The organism is Blattabacterium cuenoti (assembly GCF_014251595.1).
GTDB lineage: Bacteria > Bacteroidota > Bacteroidia > Flavobacteriales > Blattabacteriaceae > Blattabacterium > Blattabacterium cuenoti_Q.
In genome coordinates this window covers 358,468-377,703 of the sequence record NZ_CP059192.1, presented here as the reverse complement: position 1 = coordinate 377,703, position 19,236 = coordinate 358,468, and the positions used below count along the sequence as shown (strand labels likewise).

19 protein-coding genes, 3 tRNA genes and 1 rRNA gene (1 of these 23 only partly in view) are annotated in these 19,236 nt (G+C 25.3%); 9 read left to right on the top strand and 14 right to left on the bottom strand.

The genetic code is table 11. The annotated features are described in order from the left end of the window. Positions 1 to 18: 18 nt before the first annotated feature. On the bottom strand, positions 19 to 1,059 hold the full coding sequence (locus H0H66_RS01775) for a PSP1 domain-containing protein (RefSeq protein ID WP_185857737.1): 1,041 nt from the start codon (positions 1,057 to 1,059) through the stop codon (positions 19 to 21). Positions 1,060 to 1,135: 76 nt separating this feature from the next. Here H0H66_RS01775 and coaD point away from each other — a divergent pair, with 76 nt between their 5' ends. Further along, positions 1,136 to 1,606 carry a pantetheine-phosphate adenylyltransferase gene (gene coaD / locus H0H66_RS01770; protein WP_185857736.1) on the top strand — a complete coding sequence of 157 codons (471 nt, stop codon included), beginning with the start codon at positions 1,136 to 1,138 and terminating at the stop codon, positions 1,604 to 1,606. Positions 1,607 to 1,610: 4 nt separating this feature from the next. On the opposite strand, the gene rnr is transcribed toward coaD, so the two are convergent. Continuing rightward, positions 1,611 to 3,560: a ribonuclease R gene (rnr, locus tag H0H66_RS01765; RefSeq protein WP_185857735.1), complete on the bottom strand. Its 1,950-nt coding sequence runs from the start codon at positions 3,558 to 3,560 to the stop codon at positions 1,611 to 1,613. Between the two features lie 166 nt (positions 3,561 to 3,726). On the opposite strand from rnr, the gene H0H66_RS01760 reads away from it, so the two are divergent. Together H0H66_RS01760 and glmS are read left to right on the top strand one after the other, a co-directional pair. Next, positions 3,727 to 4,545: a glycogen/starch synthase gene (locus H0H66_RS01760; protein ID WP_185857734.1), complete on the top strand. Its 819-nt coding sequence runs from the start codon at positions 3,727 to 3,729 to the stop codon at positions 4,543 to 4,545. Between the two features lie 31 nt (positions 4,546 to 4,576). Further along, positions 4,577 to 6,433 (top strand): glutamine--fructose-6-phosphate transaminase (isomerizing), encoded by a 1,857-nt coding sequence (glmS, locus tag H0H66_RS01755; RefSeq protein WP_185857733.1) that lies wholly within the window; start codon positions 4,577 to 4,579, stop codon positions 6,431 to 6,433. Here glmS and H0H66_RS01750 read toward each other — a convergent pair whose 3' ends face one another. The 6 genes from H0H66_RS01750 to H0H66_RS01725 all read right to left on the bottom strand — a co-directional run bounded on the left by H0H66_RS01750 (position 6,434) and on the right by H0H66_RS01725 (position 10,318). Further along, on the bottom strand, positions 6,434 to 7,159 hold the full coding sequence (locus tag H0H66_RS01750; RefSeq protein WP_185857732.1) for an Ig-like domain-containing protein: 726 nt from the start codon (positions 7,157 to 7,159) through the stop codon (positions 6,434 to 6,436). It lies immediately after the preceding gene. Continuing rightward, complete coding sequence (locus H0H66_RS01745; protein ID WP_185857731.1) at positions 7,156 to 7,908, bottom strand: uroporphyrinogen-III synthase; 753 nt, start codon at positions 7,906 to 7,908, stop codon at positions 7,156 to 7,158. The genes H0H66_RS01750 and H0H66_RS01745 overlap by 4 nt, the downstream gene beginning before the upstream one ends. Before the next feature lie 78 nt (positions 7,909 to 7,986). Further along, a tRNA-Cys gene (locus H0H66_RS01740) sits at positions 7,987 to 8,057 on the bottom strand. Position 8,058: 1 nt separating this feature from the next. Continuing rightward, the gene (folB, locus tag H0H66_RS01735) at positions 8,059 to 8,403 is read right to left on the bottom strand and encodes a dihydroneopterin aldolase (protein ID WP_394366936.1); all 345 of its coding nucleotides are present in this window, start codon (positions 8,401 to 8,403) and stop codon (positions 8,059 to 8,061) included. 23 nt (positions 8,404 to 8,426) lie between these two features. Next, a complete protein-coding gene (locus H0H66_RS01730) occupies positions 8,427 to 9,041 on the bottom strand; it encodes a superoxide dismutase (protein WP_185857729.1) in 615 nt (204 codons plus the stop codon). A 56-nt stretch (positions 9,042 to 9,097) separates the two neighbouring features. Next, the gene (locus tag H0H66_RS01725; protein ID WP_238785041.1) at positions 9,098 to 10,318 is read right to left on the bottom strand and encodes a phosphoglycerate kinase; all 1,221 of its coding nucleotides are present in this window, start codon (positions 10,316 to 10,318) and stop codon (positions 9,098 to 9,100) included. A gap of 112 nt (positions 10,319 to 10,430) precedes the next feature. Here H0H66_RS01725 and H0H66_RS01720 point away from each other — a divergent pair, with 112 nt between their 5' ends. The 3 genes from H0H66_RS01720 (at position 10,431) to H0H66_RS01710 (ending at position 11,022) form a co-directional block, all read left to right on the top strand. Then, positions 10,431 to 10,886 (top strand): RpiB/LacA/LacB family sugar-phosphate isomerase, encoded by a 456-nt coding sequence (locus H0H66_RS01720; protein WP_185857728.1) that lies wholly within the window; start codon positions 10,431 to 10,433, stop codon positions 10,884 to 10,886. After that, positions 10,864 to 10,937, top strand: a tRNA-Asn gene (locus H0H66_RS01715). Before H0H66_RS01720 ends, H0H66_RS01715 begins: the two co-directional genes overlap by 23 nt. A gap of 10 nt (positions 10,938 to 10,947) precedes the next feature. Next, positions 10,948 to 11,022: transfer RNA gene (locus tag H0H66_RS01710), tRNA-Pro, on the top strand. A gap of 3 nt (positions 11,023 to 11,025) precedes the next feature. On the opposite strand, the gene gmk is transcribed toward H0H66_RS01710, so the two are convergent. Next, on the bottom strand, positions 11,026 to 11,643 hold the full coding sequence (gene gmk / locus H0H66_RS01705) for a guanylate kinase (protein WP_238785040.1): 618 nt from the start codon (positions 11,641 to 11,643) through the stop codon (positions 11,026 to 11,028). Between the two features lie 28 nt (positions 11,644 to 11,671). Here gmk and H0H66_RS01700 point away from each other — a divergent pair, with 28 nt between their 5' ends. Then, positions 11,672 to 12,664 (top strand): aspartate-semialdehyde dehydrogenase, encoded by a 993-nt coding sequence (locus H0H66_RS01700; protein WP_185857727.1) that lies wholly within the window; start codon positions 11,672 to 11,674, stop codon positions 12,662 to 12,664. Here the strand turns inward: H0H66_RS01700 and rsmI are convergent. After that, positions 12,661 to 13,323 (bottom strand): 16S rRNA (cytidine(1402)-2'-O)-methyltransferase, encoded by a 663-nt coding sequence (gene rsmI, locus H0H66_RS01695; protein ID WP_185857726.1) that lies wholly within the window; start codon positions 13,321 to 13,323, stop codon positions 12,661 to 12,663. The genes H0H66_RS01700 and rsmI overlap by 4 nt on opposite strands. Before the next feature lie 281 nt (positions 13,324 to 13,604). On the opposite strand from rsmI, the gene H0H66_RS01690 reads away from it, so the two are divergent. Next, positions 13,605 to 14,027, top strand: coding sequence for a hypothetical protein (locus H0H66_RS01690; RefSeq protein ID WP_185858239.1), 423 nt, complete (start codon positions 13,605 to 13,607; stop codon positions 14,025 to 14,027). Between the two features lie 10 nt (positions 14,028 to 14,037). On the opposite strand, the gene H0H66_RS03145 is transcribed toward H0H66_RS01690, so the two are convergent. The 4 genes from H0H66_RS03145 to queA are packed head-to-tail and all read right to left on the bottom strand — an operon-like array spanning position 14,038 to position 18,224. Beyond that, positions 14,038 to 15,924 (bottom strand): type IA DNA topoisomerase, encoded by a 1,887-nt coding sequence (locus tag H0H66_RS03145; protein ID WP_394366942.1) that lies wholly within the window; start codon positions 15,922 to 15,924, stop codon positions 14,038 to 14,040. Positions 15,925 to 15,941: 17 nt separating this feature from the next. After that, positions 15,942 to 16,151: a toprim domain-containing protein gene (locus H0H66_RS03140; RefSeq protein WP_394366935.1), complete on the bottom strand. Its 210-nt coding sequence runs from the start codon at positions 16,149 to 16,151 to the stop codon at positions 15,942 to 15,944. Between the two features lie 25 nt (positions 16,152 to 16,176). After that, on the bottom strand, positions 16,177 to 17,154 hold the full coding sequence (locus H0H66_RS01680) for a polyprenyl synthetase family protein (protein ID WP_185857725.1): 978 nt from the start codon (positions 17,152 to 17,154) through the stop codon (positions 16,177 to 16,179). Positions 17,155 to 17,180: 26 nt separating this feature from the next. Further along, positions 17,181 to 18,224, bottom strand: coding sequence for a tRNA preQ1(34) S-adenosylmethionine ribosyltransferase-isomerase QueA (gene queA / locus H0H66_RS01675; protein WP_185857724.1), 1,044 nt, complete (start codon positions 18,222 to 18,224; stop codon positions 17,181 to 17,183). Between the two features lie 239 nt (positions 18,225 to 18,463). Between queA and H0H66_RS01670 the strand changes: the two genes are divergently transcribed. Further along, positions 18,464 to 19,236: ribosomal RNA gene (locus H0H66_RS01670) — 16S ribosomal RNA — on the top strand (it continues 758 nt past the right edge of the window).

The window sequence follows — 19,236 nt, the reverse complement described above, 5'->3', positions numbered from 1 at the left end:
AATATGAAAATATTTTTGTTATATAGATAAATCTTTAAATGTTAATTCTGTTTTCTGAATAGTATGAATAGCTGATAGTTCCTCCAAAGGAGGTGTTATTTTATTTTTTTCTAAAATTTCTTTAATTTTTTTTACTTTGATTCTGAACCAAGTATTGGGATTCTTGATATAAGAAAACCACATTTCTCGTTTAAAAACATCAATTTTCATACATTGAGCAATTCCTTTTTCTGTATAAATTTTACTATCGTAATTCGGAAAATCTTTAATAGCATCTAAATAAGCATCTAACTCATAATTAAGACAACATTTTAATTTACTACATTGTCCGGTTAATTTTTGAATATTTATGGATAGTTGTTGATATCTTGCTGAATTTGTTGTTACACTTTTAAAATTTTTTAGCCAAGTGGAACAACAAAGTTCACGACCACAAGAACCAATTCCACCAATTTTTGCTGCTTCTTGTCTATATCCTATTTGACGCATTTCTATACGTGTATGAAAATGAAAAGCAAATTCTTTAATCAGTTTTCTAAAATCAATTCTATTTTCAGCTGTGTAATAAAAAATAGCTTTTTCTCCATCTCCTTGATATTCAACATCACAAATTTTCATAGAAATATGAAAATTTTTTATAATTTTTTTAGCTATTAAAATAGTAGTCAATTCTTTTTTTCTAAAAGATTTCCAAATATTTATTTCTTTGTATGTTGATTTTCTGTATATTTTTTTTAAAGTTTTAGAATCAATAGTTTGATTTCTTATTTGTAACTTTACCAATTCTCCAGTTAAATAAACAATACCTATATCGTATCCTATACCAGATTTTGTTTCTACAGTTACAATATCTCCTTGATTAAGGAATATTTTTTCTGGATTTATAAAAAATTCTTTTCTATTGTTTTTGAATTGTATTTCTACAAAATCATATTTTTGATATTCGAAAGGAGATTGAATATTGGATAACCAATCTAATGCATGAAGTTTGTAACATTTTTTATAAACATTTTCTTTCTTTGCACATTTATTTAAACAATCAGAGCATGGTTTGTACATTGTTTAATTTATTTTACTTAATAAGTTTGTAATTAAAAATAAATTATGTTTTTTACAGAAAATATAAATATAAAAAATGAATAAAAAAATTGCAGTATTTCCTGGATCTTTTGATCCTATTACTTTAGGGCATTATGATATTATTATTAGGGCTTTGAATTTATTTGATAAAATTATTATAGCTATTGGAAAAAATTTTGATAAAAAAAATATGTTTTCTATTAAAAAAAGAAAAAAATGGATACAAAAAACTTTTTCAAGTTTATCACAAAAAATAGAAATTGATTCATTCAATGAATTAACGATTTCTTTTTGTATAAAAAAAAAAGCTAGATTTTTATTAAGAGGAATTCGAAATCAATTGGATTTTGAGTTTGAAAAAAATATATTTTGGATTAATAAAGAATTATGTAAAAAACATATTATTGAAACAGTTTATCTTTTTTCTTCTTATGATAAATCTCATATTAGTTCTTATATTGTGAGAGATATTATAAAAAATGGAGGAGATTATACTATGTTTGTCCCTTATACAGTTAGAATTTAAAATTTTATACATTGTTCATCCAATGAAGACCTATTTGCTTTTTTTCTATATTAACATCTATAAGTTTTACTTTTATTTTATCACCTAAACGATAAACTTTTCTTTTTTTCTTTCCGATTATACTATAGCTATTTGAATTTAGAACGTAAGAGTCTTCTTTTATATCACGTAATCTTATCATACCTTCAGTTTGAAATAATAATAAATCAATATAAACACTCCAATCAGTAAAACCCGTAATCACTCCATAAAATTCTTCTCCTATAAATTTTTTTATATATTTAACTTGTATATATTTTAGAAATGTTCTTTCTACATCTATAGCTAAACGTTCTTTACTACTACAATGTAAAGATTGTTTTTCATAAAAATCTGTAGTGTTAAGTTTATATTCTTTATTATTTGTTAAATAATGATATAATAAACGATGAGCTATTATATCTGAATATCTCCTTATAGGAGATGTAAAATGAGTATAATATATGAAAGATAATCCGTAATGTCCTATATTTTTTGTGGAATATTTGGCTTTACTCATAGTACGAAGAATTAAATTTTCAATCATATTTTGTTCTGGTTTTCCTTTAATCTCTTTTAATAAATGATTAATAGAGGTTTTTAAATTTTTTAAATCTAAAAAATAACCTAAAGGTTCTATTATTTTTTTTAGAAAAAAAATTTTCTGAAAATCAGGTTTTTCGTGTACTCTATAAATATAGAGTTTATTAGAGGGTTTTTCATTAAAATTTAGACTAACAAATTCTGAAATTTTACGATTAGTTAATAACATAAATTCTTCAATTAAACGATGAGCGTCATTGTTTTTTTCTAAATGTAGAGATATTGGATTATTTTTTTGATCTAAATCAAATTTGACTTCCATTTTATCTAGATAAATTGATCCATTTTTTAATCGATTTTGAATTAAAATTTTAGAAAATAAAAATAATGTATAAATATCTTCATAATAATCTCCTTTTTTTTGTTCGATAATATATTGAACTTCATCATATGTGAATTTTCTGTTAGATCGTATTATGGTTTTTCCAAACCAATTTTTCAATATTTTTCCTTGACTATTCATATGAAAAATATAGGAAAAGCTCAATTTATCTTTTTTTGGTTGCAAAGAACAAAGATCATTCGACAATATTTTAGGAAGCATAGGAATTACCTTACCTACAAAATAAATAGATGTAGCACGTAAATATGCTTCTTGATCTAATAAACTTCCTTCTTTTATATAATAGGAAACATCAGATATATGCACTCCTATTTCCCAAGTATCATCATTCAATTTTCTAATCGAAAGAGCATCATCAAAATCTTTTGCATCTAAGGGATCTATAGTAAAAGTATTGACATTTCGCATGTCTTTTCTGAAATTTATATCCAAAATTGATTTGGAAAAAATTTGTTTAGCTTCATTTTCCATTTTTTTTGAAAATTCATAGGATATTCCATATTCTTCTAATAAAGAAAAAATTTCCGTTTTATATTCACCAGAAACTCCAAATACTTTAACAATTTTACCCAAAGGGTTTTGAAATTTTTTAGGCCATGATACGATTTGAACCAGTACTTTATCATTGTTATGATATTTTTTCAATTTTTGTATGGGAACTAAAATATCTACATGAATATTATTATTACTTACTATTCCATATTTATCATTATATCGAACGTTTAATTTTAATACCCCAATAAATTTTTTAGTTTTTCTTTTTATTATTTCTAATACTTCTCCTTTCATTTTGATTCCTTTACGGTTACAATAAAATCTAATTTTTACTAAATCTCCTTTTAAAGCTCGATTAGTTTTATTTTTAGGTATAAAAATATCATTTTGAAATTCGTCAATATGAACAAATGCATATCCATGATGAGTAATGTTAATCAATCCTGTAGATAAATTATTATAATGTTTTTTTTTTATTTTTTTTTCTTTTTTCATGACAAAAACATATCTATCTATTATAAATAATTAATAAATCCATAATCTAAAGATTTTAGATCAAAAAATTACTGAACATTTTTGTTATTAAACTTAGGATATTATTTATTATATTTGCAATGATCCGTTTTTTTACTGTATATAGAAAATTTAAAATAACTCTAATATGACAGGTAAACGTATATTATATGTTTCTTCAGATTTATTTCCCTTTTCTTCAGAAAATCTAATATCGTTATCGGTATTGAGAGCTACTAAATTTATACAATCAATAGGAAACGATGTACGTATATTTATGCCTCGTTTTGGAGTCATCAATGAAAGAAGACATCAATTACATGAAGTCATCCGTTTATCAGGCATAAATTTAGTCATAAATGATATAGACCAGCCTTTATTAATTAAAGTAGCATCTATTCCTGATGCTAGATTACAAGTTTATTTTATAGATAACGAAGAGTATTTCAAAAGAAAAGCAATAGATGAAGATGAAAATGGAATTTTTTTTCACGATAATGATGAAAGAGCTTTATTTTTTACAAAAGGGGTTTTAGAAACTGTAAAAAAGTTGAATTGGAAACCCGATATCATTCATATATATGGATGGATTAGTTCTTTTATCCCTTTGTACATTAAAAATTTTTATAAAAATGATCCAGTATACCAAAATGTCAAAATTGTTGTATCTATTTACAATAATCCTTTTAAAGGATCTTTGGATAAAAATATTATTAAAAAAATAAAATTTGATGGCATCAAATCTAAGAAACTAAAATTGTTAGAAAATCCAAATTATTTTAATCTCATCAAATTATGTATGTATTTTTCTGATGCTATTATAAAAGGTGATCTTTCTTTTCCAAAGGAAATAGAAGATTATATAAAAATAAATAAATTGTTAGTATTAAAATACTACCCTGTAGAAAAGATAGAAACCGTTTATCAACAATTTTATAAAGAAACTGTTTTGGAACAGATCAATTAAATAGATAAAAAAAATTCTAATTTTATCTAGAATGTGTGGTATAATTGCTTATTTGGGTTATAGAGAAGCTTATCCTATTCTCATTAATGGATTAAAAAAATTAGAATACAGAGGATACGATAGTTCTGGAGTCGCCGTTTTTTATAAAAATGGATACAATTTATATAAGACCAAAGGAAGAGTTTTTGAATTAGAAAAAAAAATTTCTTCTTATAAAAGACAAATAAAAGGAACAATGGGGATAGGTCATACAAGATGGGCTACTCATGGGATTCCAGATGATATTAATGCTCATCCTCATGTTTCTAATTCAAATGAACTTATTATAATTCATAATGGGATTATAGAAAATTATTATGCGATTAAAATTATTTTATTAAAAAATGGATTTACTTTTAAAAGTAAAACAGATACAGAAGTTTTAGTTAATTTAATTGAATATATTAAAAAAGAAAATAAATTATCTTTAGAAGAAGCTGTAAGAATTTCATTAAATGAAATTGTAGGAGCTTATTCTATTGCTGTAGCAGAAAAGTCTCATCCTGAAACAATTATTGTTGCTAAATTAGGTAGTCCTTTATCTTTAGGAATAAATAAAAAAGAATTTTTTGTTGCATCTGATCCTATTTCTTTTATAGATCATACTAAAAATGTTCTTTATTTAAAAGATGGAGAAATGGCAATCCTTAAAAAAGGTAAAAAATTAGATCTAGATCTTAGAAAAATTAGAGATAATCATAGATTAAATCCAATTATTAAAAAACTTAAAATCAATCTAAAAGAAATTGAAAAAGGAAAATACAAATATTTTATGTTGAAAGAAATATATGAACAACCCAAAACAATTTTAGATACTTTAAGAGGTAGATTATTAATTCCAGAAAAAATTATTTGTATTGATGGGATTGAATCTCATAAAGATATTTTTATAAATGCTAAATGTATAACTATAGTAGCATGTGGAACTTCTTGGCATGCTAGTTTAATTGGAGAATATTTATTAGAAGAACTTGCTCGTATTCCGGTAGAAGTGGAATATGCTTCTGAATTCCGATATCGAAATCCTATTGTAGGAAAAAAAGATGTCATCATTGTGATTTCCCAATCAGGAGAAACTGCTGATACTTTAGCCGCTTTAAAACTAGCAAAAAAGAAAGGAGCTTTTGTGTTTGGAATTTGCAATGTTGTTGGATCATCAATTGCACGAAATGTAGATGCAGGAGCTTATACACATGCAGGTCCTGAAATTGGAGTTGCATCTACAAAAGCATTTACTGCACAAATTACAGTGCTCGTTTTATTAGCTTTAATCATAGGAAAACACAAATCTACAATCAATGATTATCATTATCAATTTTTATGTAAAGAACTAGGATCAATTCCAGAAAAAGTTGATTTTACTTTAAAAATGGATAATACAATCAAAAAAATATCTCAAAAATATCATGATGTTAACAATTTTCTTTATTTAGGTAGAGGAATTAATTTTCCCGTTGCTTTAGAAGGAGCTTTAAAATTAAAAGAGATATCTTATATTCATGCAGAAGGTTATCCTGCTGCAGAAATGAAACATGGACCTATAGCTTTGGTTGATGAAAATATGCCTGTAGTGATTATTGCTACGAAAAAAGGATGTTATGATAAAATTATTGGAAATATTCAAGAAATAAAAGCTAGAAAAGGAAAAGTGATAGCTATAATTAATGAAGGAGATATTCAAGTTAATCTTTTGGCAGATCACGTGATAAAAATACCAAATATTTCTGAAATACTTAGTCCGTTAGTAACGGTTATTCCTCTCCAATTATTAGCTTATCAAATCGCTCATATACGTGGAGAAAATGTTGATCAACCAAGAAATTTAGCAAAATCAGTCACAGTAGAATAATCATTTAGAAATTTGTATATCAAATTCTTTATCTTTTAATAAAAAAAAAGTTTTTTTGAAAAAAACCAATTCTTTTTTGTTTGATTCATGTATTTGATTTCCATTTTTGTCATCAAAACAAAGTAATAAGTATTTTCCTTTTTTTATATATGTAATTTTATATTGATTATTTTCATAATTTATATGAGCAATATAATCCGGTTTTTTATTCAAAATTATATCGTTACAATTATTAATGTGGTATAATCCTATTATCAGATTTTTTTTATTTTTTAATTCAAAAATATTTTTTTTCACATTTCCTTTAATATAAATTGAATCTATATTTTTTCCGGTAGAAAAAACGTATTTAAAAAAAGGTAAAATATTCCCTTCTTTATCGTCTTTAATACAGTTATGAAATTGAATACTATAAGTTGTATTTTTTTTTAAAGTTTTTTTTAATCGAATGCTAATATATTTTTTAGAAAAATTTATAGGATAAAAAATAACATATTTACGTATATAATAAGGATTTATAATTATATTGTTATGTATATCGTACAATTTTATATTTTCATCAAAAAAAATTTTAATTTCTTTTAAATTTATTTTAACACAAGTAGAGAGATTTTGAGGAGTAGAATACAAAAAACGTGGAGGTGATAAATCTTTATCTCCTCCAGATAAAGATTTATAATTAGCACAAGAAATTATGAAATAAAAAAAAATAAAAAGTATTTTCAATATTTGATTGTATTTAATTTTTTAATATATTTCTCTAAAGCCATAGACATAGAAGGGAATTCTGGTGTTGGAACTTTTATATCTATTTTTAATCCAGCTTTATAAGCGGCATCTAAAGTATTTTTTCCAAAAGTAGCAATTTTTATATTATTTTGATCAAACTTAGGGAAGTTATCAAATAAAGATTTGATTTCTGCTGGACTAAAAAAAACTAAAATATCATAACATATATGTTTTAAATCTGATAAATCACTGGAAGTTGTTTTATACAAAATAGCTCTTTTCCAAAAAATATTTTGTTGATTGAGTATATCAGGTATTTCGGATTTTAATATATCCGAAGAAGGTAAAAGAAATTTTTCTTTTGAATGTTTTTTAATATAAGGTAAAATATCTTTAAATGATTTATTCCCAATATGAATTTTTCTTTTTCTAAAGACAATATACTTCTGTAAATAATAAGCAATAGGTTCTGTTTGACAGATATATTTCATAGAAATAGGAACTTTAAAACGCATCGATTCTGCCAATCGAAAATAATGATCTACAGATTTTTTACTAATAAAAAGAACTACGGTAAAATCAGAAAAATTAATTTTCTGTTTTCTTACATCATTAGATGATGCTCCTTTTACCTCTATGAAAGATCGAAAATCAATATTTACATTTTTATTTTTGCTAAGTTTTATATATGGAGTATAAGAACCTCCACTAAGTGGCTGCGAAATCAGAATATTATTTATCTTCATCCTTTTTTTTGTACAATAATAAAGTTAATTTATTGTTTTTAAAACATAAAAATATACATCAAGTTATGTAATAAAAAAAGGCACAGAGCGGAATCGAACCGCTATAAAAGGTTTTGCAGACCTCTGCCTTTCCACTCGGCCACAGTGCCATTAATCACCCTCTAAAACAACACAAACTCTCTCTACATTTCCTTGTAACGGAGGATTTTCCTTACAAATTTTAATTTTTGTATATTTTACTAAAGGTCTTTTATAGTCTTTTATTTTTTGAATGATTCTTCGAGCTAAATGTTCAATTAATTTAGAATTGATATTCATTTCTTTTTTGACAATGTCATACAAATCTACATAATTAATAGTTTTGGACAAATCATCATTAATAGACGCTTGATAAAAATCAAATTCAATTTCTATATTAATCGTATAATGAGATCCAATATATTTTTCTTCTGGCATACATCCATGAAATCCAAATAATTTAATATTTTCTAACATGATTTTTCCCATGAAAAAAAATATTATTTATTTATAGCTTCGATGTAATTTTCTTCTACTTTTTTCCAATTCACAATTTTCCAAAAAGAAGAAATATAATCTAAACGACGATTTTGATATTGTAAATAATAAGCGTGTTCCCACACATCTAATCCTAATATTGGAAACCCTTCACAACCCATTCCGTACATAATAGGATTATCTTGATTGTTAGTCGAACAAATTTCTAATTTATCTTTTTTTACACATAACCAAATCCATCCAGAACCAAAGTGACTTATTGCGGTTTGAGAAAAGCTTTTCTTAAAAAGATCAAAAGAATTAAAATTTTTTTGAATAATTTTATCAAAACTTGTGCTAGGATGAGTATATTTTATATGAGGTATTAATATTTCCCAAAAAAGATTATGATTATAAAAACCTCCACTATTATTACGTATTACTGAAGATTCAGTATGAGCTATTTTTAAAATTTTTTCTATGGAAAAATTCGTGATTTTAGTATTTAAAATAGCCTCATTTAGATTATTGGTGTAAGTAGCATGATGTTTATTGTAATGAATATCCATAGTTTTTCTATCTATATAAGGCTCAAAATCTTGATATGAATAAAGTAATTTTGGAAGTTTAAATGACATAGTTCTTTGTTTAAATGTTCTAAAAAACAAATATAATTAAAAAAACCCTTGTCATTCTATTCCATTATTGCTTTTATTCCAGGAAGTATTTTATTTTTTAAGCTATCTAACATAGCTCCCCCTCCAGTAGATAAATAACTTATTTTTTTTTCGCAATTTTCCATTTTTAATGAAGCAATAGAGTCTCCTCCTCCTATTATGGAAAATGCTCCTTTTTCAGTTGCATTTGCTATGGCTTTTGCTATAGATTTTGTTCCTAAAGAAAAATTAGGAAACTCAAAAACTCCTACAGGGCCATTCCATAAAATAGTTTTAGATTTTTTTATAATTCTGCAAAAATTTTTTATAGAATAAGGACCTATATCTAATCCCATCCATCCATTTGGAATAGAATCAATAGACACAATTTTGGTATTGGCTTCATTTTTAAATGAGTCAGCTATAATTACATCTTTTGGAAGATGTATAATATTCATTATATTTTGATATTTATGAAAAATTTTTTTTAATGTTTTTTCGATTCTTTTATTTTTTTCAATGATAGAATCTCCTATTATTCCTCCTTTTATTTTAATGAAAGGATAAGACATTCCGCCTCCTATCAAAATATAATCTGAAAAATCAATGATATTTTCAATAATTCCAATCTTGGAATCAATTTTTGCTCCTCCTAATATAACGGTAATAGGTCTTTTTCCTTTTCCACATAAAAATTGATCCAAATATTGGATTTCTTTTTTCATAAGAAAACCAATACATTTTTTTTTACCAAAAAACTTTGGAAGAATAGTAATGGAAGTATGACAACGATGGACAACTCCAAATGCATCGTTAACATAAATATTTCCTAATTTTGATAATTCAAAAGCAAAATTTTCATCTTCTGTTTCTTCTTCTTTGTAAAAACGTAAATTTTCCAATAGTATGATTTCTCCATTTTTTAATTCATTAACTTTTTCGATAACAGTTTCTCCTATACAATCTTCAAAAAAATGAACGGTAATTTTTAATTGTTGGGATAAGTAATCTGTTAAAAATTTTAAAGAATAAGTTTTAGAAGGAATTCCTTTTGGTCTTCCAAAATGAGAAATGATAACAATTTTTCCTTTTTCAGAAAGGATTTTTTGAATAGTAGGAATACTTTTCAAAATACGTGTGTGATCTACTATTTTGTAAGATTGATTTGAAATAATTACAGGAACGTTAAAATCAACTCTTATTAGAGCCGTTTGATTTTTGAAATTAAAGTCATCAACCGTTTTTATTTCCTTCATCATAATCAAATGGTATTTGTAAATGTACAAAATTACTCAATTTATATATTGAATAATAATATCAATTTTTCAAATTTTATGTATATTCATTGTTTCTTTCTTTTTCAAAAACGTAATGTTAATAATAGCAATAGGGTCTGATCATACAGGAGTACATTATAAATATGTGATTAATAATTTTTTAATTGAAAAAGGACACAAAATTAAAGACTTTGGATTTTCCAAATATGGAATACAAGTTGATTATCCGGATTTTATTCATCCTACAGCCGAATTTGTAAATAAAGGAAAGGCAGATTTTGGAATTATTATATGTGGAAGTGGAAATGGAGCCGCTATGACGGCTAACAAATATCAAAAAATTCGTGCAGCTTTAGTTTGGGAAAAAGAAATTGCTATTTTGGCTAGAAAACATAACAATGCTAACATTATTAGTATTCCTGCACGTTTTGTGGATAAAAGTAAAATTATAGAAATTGTAAAAATATTTTTAGAAACAAATTTTGAAGGGGGAAGACATAAAATAAGAGTAGAAAAAATTCCAAAAATCCTCAGTAGCTCAGCTGGTTAGAGCACCTGACTGTTAATCAGGGTGTCGCTGGTTCGAATCCAGCCTGAGGAGTTCGTTTTATCGGGGTGTAGCTCAGATAGGTTAGAGTACACGTCTGGGGGGCGTGTGGTCGCTGGTTCAAATCCAGTCACCCCGATTATTATTTATGAATAAAATTGGAAACTATTTGAATGGCTTTTCTTTTTGTTTGACATAAATCAATATTATTTAATAAAACAAAATCAAATAATTTAGCGTAATCATTTTCTTCTCTAGCTTTATTTAAACGAATATTTAAATTCATTTCGTTATCATTTGAATTTTTGTAAGATCTTGCAATTAATCTTTCTTTCAATATTTTGACAGAATTTACCATTATAAATATGGATAAAGAATTATTAGGATATTTTTTTTTTAAATTTAATCCTCCTTTTACATCTATATCAAACAAAACATGTTGATTAGATTTCCAAATTTTGAAAATTTCGTTTTTTAAAGTTCCATAAAATAATTTAGGATAAACTTCCTCCCATTCTACAAATTGATATTTTTTTATTTTAGAAATAAAAGAATTTACTGACAAAAAATAATAATCTTTTCCGTGTATTTCATTATTTCGAATTGATCGTGTTGTACATGATACCGAAAATTTTAATTCCGGAAATGTTGAAAGTAAACAATGTGATATAGTCGTTTTTCCAGAGCCAGAGGGTCCTGATAAAATAATCATTTTTCCTTTTTTCATTATTTTACCTAACTTTGTTTTGTTGAATGTCATGAAAAATTAAAAATTTTTATATAAAGAAATGAAATTAGGAATAGTAGGTATAACAGGGATGGTAGGTCGTGTTATGATTGATCTTTTGGAAAAAAGAAATTTTCCATTAAAAGAGTTATATCTATCTGCTTCTGAAAAATCTATTGGTAAAAAATTTTTTTTTAAAAAAAAAATATACAAAGTCATTAGTATATATGATTTATTTTTAAAAAAACCTGATATTGTTTTATTTTCAGCAGGATCTAATATATCGAAAGAATGGGCCCCAAAATTCTCAAATATAGGATCTACAGTTATTGATAACTCTTCTGCATGGAGAATGGATCCTTGCAAAAAATTAATTATTCCTGAAATTAATGCTTCTTGTTTATGTAAACAAGACAAAATTATTGCAAATCCAAATTGTTCTACAATACAATTAGTAATGGTGTTATTTCCGTTACATATAAAATATGAAATTAAAAGAATTATTGTTTCCACTTATCAATCCGTAACAGGAACTGGAAAAAAAGCTGTAAATCAGTTACATAAAGAAAAAAACGGAGATTTTTCTTGCAAAATATATCCATACCCTATTTATCAAAATGTATTGCCTCATTGTGATCAATTTACAGATAAAGGATATACAATAGAAGAAATGAAACTAATCAATGAAACAAAAAAAATAATAAATAATTATAATATAGCAATAACGGCGACTGCTGCACGTGTTCCTGTAATAGGAGGACATTCAGAAAGTGTTAATATTACATTTAAAAAAAAGCCTACTATAGATGATATATATGAAATATTATTAAAAACAAAAGGAATAATGGTTCAAGATTGTCCAAAAAAAAATATTTATCCAATGCCATTATATGCTCATGGAAAAGATGAAGTTTTTGTAGGAAGAATACGAGAAGATTTTTCATTTCAAAATTCTATAAATATTTGGATCGTAGCAGATAATATCCGTAAAGGAGCAGCTACCAACGCTATTCAAATTGCAGAATATCTGATAAAAAAAAATATATTGAATTAATTCTTTTCAATGATAATAGTATATTCTCCTAATATTCTTCCTATATTTTGATAATATAAAATCATTTTTTCTATGTTTCCTCTTGATATATTCTGAAAATATTTAGATAACTCTTTGCAGATAACAATATTTCTTTTTGATCCAAAAAAGTATTTCATTTCGTTTAATGTTTGTATCAATCTATGAGGGGATTCATATAATACAATGGTTCTATTTTCTTTAGATAAGTTTTCTAATTTAATTTTTCTTTTTTTTCTTGGTAAAAAACCAATGAAAATAAATTCGTTGATAGATATACCGGAACAAACTAATGCTGGAACAAAAGCTGTAGGTCCAGGTAAACATTCTATTTTAATAGAAGCTTGAATACAAGATCTAATAAGTAAAAAACCAGGATCAGATATGCTGGGAGTTCCTGCGTTAGATATTAACGCTAATTTTTTTCCTTTTTTAATTTTTTTGATAAAAAAAGGAATCATTTTATGTTCATTATGAATATGATATTTATCTATACTATTTTTAATATTATAAAAATCCAATAATTTTTTGGAAACTTTATAACTTTCTACTAGAATTAGATCTACTTCTTTTAAGATTCGTAAACTTCTAAAGGTAAAATCTTCTAAATTTCCTATAGGAGTAGGGACAATATATAACATATTTAAAATTTATGATTTATGAAAAAAGATATAATGAATCTATTGTTCTAAAAATAAAAATCCATAACTTCTATTATGGAGAATGTTTATTATAATTATTAAATTATTACAATTTTATTAAAATTATAATAATTTAATTTTAAAAAAAAACTAAACTAAATTATGTAAAATACTTTTTTTTAAAATTGAAAATTTCATCATCAAATAAAATAGTTGTTTATAATAATAGTTGAGTTAATGCATTAATAAGATATTAATTAATGCTGATGAAATCAATAATAATGAGAGGTAAACAATATATATTTAGAAGTCATTTAGTATCTGGGGATATTATATTTAAATATGATTTAAATGGTTTTTTAAGAGAAGTTATTTTTCCCGAAAGACTTTCTTTATCACATTATATATGGATAGGAAAATATTTACCTTATAATGAATCAATTATAAATAAAATGAAAAATGCTAGAGCATCTTTTTCGATAGAAGAAATTCCTGCAGATTTGTCTTTCAATCGTTTTTGGATAGATTATAAATATAAAGTAGGAAAAAAAAGAATGGCTGAAAATATATGGAACCGAATGTCTTTATCTGATAGAGTTAAAGCTTTATCTTATATTCCTAAATATTTAGATCATGTTAAACGAACAGGACATGATCAAGCCTATCCTACTACTTATTTAAATCAAAGATATTTTGATACTTAGCTAAAGTTTTTTATTTATTTTTATTTTCAATTATAATGTTAATAGCTTCTTCTAAATTTAAAAAATTATTCAAAAATATTTTTTCATCGATTGGAATTGATTGATTGTTATATTTAATATAAATATTGTATTTATTTATTTTTAATAGAATTTCTTTTCCATCAAATATTCCTAACGATTTTGGTAATTCAAGAAGCTTCAAAGCTTCTGTAAGAGAAATTGTTTCTATTTTTTGTTTATTTATTAATAAAGGAGAAAATTTTGGTTTTTTAAGACTATTAAATTCGCCCATTTGAACAACAGGTCCATATTTAGCTATTTTTGAAAAAACTTTTTGATTAGATTTTGGATCTGTTCCAAGAAAACGTTCTTTTCTAATTTTATCTACATGTTTTTTAACATATTGTATTTTCTTATAAAACTCACCATAAAAATTTTTAACAACTTCGATCCAGGATTGTCTTCCTTGAGCTATATCATCAAAATTTTTTTCTAAATTTGCAGTAAAAGTATAATTTACGATTTCATAAAAATTTTGATTTAAAAAATTAGTTGTTAAAACACCTATTTCTGTAGGAAAAAATTTATTCTTTTCAATTTTAGTAAAATTGTCATTTTTTTTAATAATTGAATTTCCTTTTAAAATAAAAATTTCACGATTTTCTGTTTTTTTTGAAATTTTTTGTATATGAACGTAATTTCTTTTTTGAATAGTAGAAATTATAGGAACATAAGTAGAAGGTCTTCCTATTCCTAGTTTTTCCAATTTTTTGACTAAGCTTCCTTCATTATACCTATACAAATGATTTTTCACTATTTGTTGAGCTATAATTTCTTTTTTATCTAATAAAAAATCTTTTTTGATTAAGAAAGTATCTATTTTTTCATTTTTATCTTGGTTTATGATTTTCATAAATCCATCAAATAAAACAGTCTTTTTTGTATATATAAAAAAATTTTTTAATTGAGAAGGTTTAATGTAAATATTTTTTTTTTCAATCATAGTATCTGTCATCTGTCCCATAATTGTTCGTTTCCATATCAATTTATAAAGACGTTTTTGAAATATATCTAATGAGTCTAAATAATTTTTGTTAAAATTAATAACAGTAGGATGAATCGACTCGTGAGCTTCTTGAAATGGTTTATTTTCTTTTTTATATTTCGAAAACTCTTTGAGGGATAAATATTTTATCCCATATGAAAAAAGTATAAAATCTTTGATTTCCGATAATATAGTTTTGGATAAACTTGTACTATCTGTTCGAATGTATGTAATAAATCCTTTTTCATATAATTTTTGAGCTAAAAACATTGTTTTAGATATAGAATAATTTAGCTTATTATAAGCTTCTTGTTGTAAAGATGAAGTGGTAAATGGTGGAGGAGGACTTTTTTTTTCTTTTTTAGTAATAATTTTTTTTACTATAAAAGTACTATTCATACATAATGTTAAAATATTTTTCATTTTTTTTTTATCTTCTATTTCATTTTCCAAAAGAGCATTAAAAGTTATTTTTTGTTTAGGATAATAAAAAATTCCATTTATTTGATAAATTGGAGAAGGAACAAAATTTTGGATTTTTTTTTCTTGTTCTACTATTAATTTTACAGCTATAGACTGAACTCTACCTGCAGAAAGACCTGTATTAATTTTTATCCATAAAATAGGAGATAGTTTGAACCCTACTAATCGATCTATAATTCGTCTAGCTTGTTGAGCATAAACTAAATTATAATTAATTGATCTAGGGTTTTTTATAGCATTATGAATGGATTTTTTTGTAATTTCGTGAAAAACTATTCTTTTATATTTTTTATTAGGAATATTAAATGTTTTATAAATTTGATAAGCTATGGCTTCTCCTTCACGATCTTCATCTGAAGCTAACCAAATGATTTCGTAATTTTCTATTAATGTTCTAATATTTTGAACGATTTTTTTTTTTTGGATAACATTACATAGGTAGGTTTAAAATTATTTTGAATTTGAACTCCTATTTTTTTTTCTGGTAAATCTATAATATGTCCATAACTAGATATAACATAATAATTGTTTCCAAGGAATGTTTGTATTGTATGAGCTTTAGTAGGTGATTCTACAATGACCAAATTTTTTTTCATCTACATGTAAATTTAATTGTTTGACTTATTGAGTTCTTTCCACTATAAAATTAATCATTATTTTAAGTGTGTTTTTAATTTTTCCCTCTGGATAAAATTCTAAAATTTTTAATGCTTTATTACGAAGTTTAATCATTTTTTGAGTTGCATATTCTAACCCTTTGTATTTTTTTACATAATCAATTATCTTATATTTTTTTTTTTCGTCATAATTTTTTATATAGCTTAAAATATTTTTTTGATCTTCTTTAGAAGCTTTTTGAATTGTATAAATAAGGGGTAATGTTATTTTTCTTTCTTTTAAATCTATTCCTATAGGTTTACCTATAAAATTTTCGTTTTTTTCTTCATAATCAAATAAATCATCTTTTATTTGAAATGCTATTCCTGCAAGAATTCCAAATTTTCTCATTTTTAAAGCGGTTTGTTCATCTGTATGAACTGAACGAGCTCCTGCTTCGCAAGAAGCAGCAATTAAACTTGCTGTTTTATGAAAAACAATTTGATTATAAATTTTTTCAGTAATATCTAATTGTTTAGATTTTTCCATTTGTAATAATTCTCCTTCACTCATATTTTTTATAGTCTTACATACAATTTTAAGCAAATCATAATAATTGTTATTTGTTGCGATCAAAAGACTTTTAGACAATAAGTAATCACCTATTAAAACAGCAGTTTTATTTTTCCATATAGCATTTACAGAAAAAGAACCACGTCGAAGATAACTGTTATCTATAACATCATCATGAACAAGAGTTGCTGTGTGTATAAGTTCAATTAAGCAAGCGGTATGATATGTTTTTTTACGTATTGTTCCTAGCATTTTAGCAACTAAAAAAACAAATATAGGACGAATTAACTTTCCTTTTCTATGAATTATATAATGAGTAATTTTATCTATGAGAGGAATATTACTTTTAATTACACTTGAAAATTGTTTTTCAAATTCTTTAATTTCTTCTTTTATAGTAGTTTTTATTTTTTCTAATATAACTTTCATAATATCATCATGATATCTTTTTATAATTATAATATTAACATGGCGTCTCCATAAGAATAAAATCTATATTTTTTTTCCATTGCTATTTGATATGCTTTCATTATTAAATCAAATCCTGTAAAAGCTGCTGTCATCATAAGTAATGTAGATTTTGGCATATGAAAATTTGTGATCATAGAATTAGCTATACTAAAATGATAAGGAGGAAAAATAAATTTGTTAGTCCATCCACAAAATGGATTTAAATTTTTGTTAGAAGAAACAGAGCTTTCAATTGCTCTCATAGAAGAAGTTCCTACAGCACAAATCCTTTTTTTTTTTTGTATAGCGGAATTAACTATTTTACATACATTTTCATTTATAGAACATTTTTCAGAATCCATTTTATGTTTTGATATATCTTCTACTTCTACTGTTAAAAAACTTCCCAATCCTAAATGTAAAGTAATTTCTACTAAATTAATTCCTTTTATTTCTAATTTTTTTAATAAATGTTTTGAAAAATGTAATCCTGCTGTAGGTGCAGCAACAGATCCTTCTTTTTTTGCATATACAGTTTGGTAACGTTCCTCGTCATTTTTTTCCGGTTGTCTATTAATGTATTTTGGTAAAGGTGTTTTTCCTAATTCTTTTATCTTTCTTATAAGTTTTTCATGGGGGCCATTAAAATTAAGTTGTAAAATCCTACCTCTAGAAGTAGTATTATCTATAACTTCTCCCGTTAATCCAGACCCAAAATTTAATTTATTCCCTACTCTTACTTTTCTTGCAGGATCAACCAATACGTCCCATGTTCTATCTTTTGGATCCAATTCTCTCAGTAAAAAAACTTCTATTTTAGCTTCTGTTTTTTCTTTATTTCCAAATAATCTTGCAGGAAAAACTTTGGTGTTATTGAGAATCATAATATCTCCTTCTTCAAAATATTCATGTAAATCTTTAAATAATTTATGTTCTATTTTTTGATTCATTCTATGAATAATCATTAATTTAGATTCATCTCTTTCTTGTTTAGGAAATTTAGCAAGAAGATTCAAAGGAGATAAAAAATAAAAATCTGAAGTTCTCATATTAGTTAATAATTAGGAAATTTGTATTTTTATTAAAATTAGATTATTTTTTTAAAAAAAAATATATATATTGATTGAAACTTTTTTTTGATTAAAAAAAGACGTATACTTGCACATTCTATATTATATAGAATATTTTTGGAATTATATTTATTGTTCTTTGCATAAAGAAGCTTCTAGACCTGATATTTCAGGATTTTTTAATAAGATTTTACGTATATTAATTTTTACAAATTTTTACAACGGAGAGTTTGATCCTGGCTCAGGATGAACGCTAGCGGCGGGCTTAACACATGCAAGTCGAGGGGCAACATAAAATCTTTATAGATTTTGATGGCGACCGGCGTACGGGTGCGTAACACGTACGTAACCTACCTTTTGCTAGAAAATAGCCTGAGGAAACTTGGATTAATGTTCTATAGCATAGTGAAATCGCATGATTTTATTATTAAAGTAGTAATACGGCAAAAGATGGGCGTGCGTCCGATTAGTTAGTTGGTAAGGTAAAGGCTTACCAAGGCAATGATCGGTAGGGGGCCTGAGAGGGTGATCCCCCACACTGGTACTGAGATACGGACCAGACTCCTACGGGAGGCAGCAGTGAGGAATATTGGTCAATGGAGGAAACTCTGAACCAGCCACGCCGCGTGCAGGAAGAATGCCTTACGGGTTGTAAACTGCTTTTGTTTAGGAATAAAAATTCTTACGTGATAAGAATTATGAATGTACTATACGAATAAGTGTCGGCAAACTCCGTGCCAGCAGCCGCGGTAATACGGAGGACACGAGCGTTATCCGGATTTATTGGGTTTAAAGGGTGCGTAGGCGGTTTATTAAGTCAGTAGTGAAATATTGCAGCTCAACTGTTAAAATGGCTATTGATACTGATAAACTTGAGTGAGATTGGAGTAGCTGGAATGTGTGGTGTAGCGGTGAAATGCATAGATATTACACAGAACACCGATCGCGAAAGCAAGTTACTAAGTCTATACTGACGCTGAGGCACGAAAGC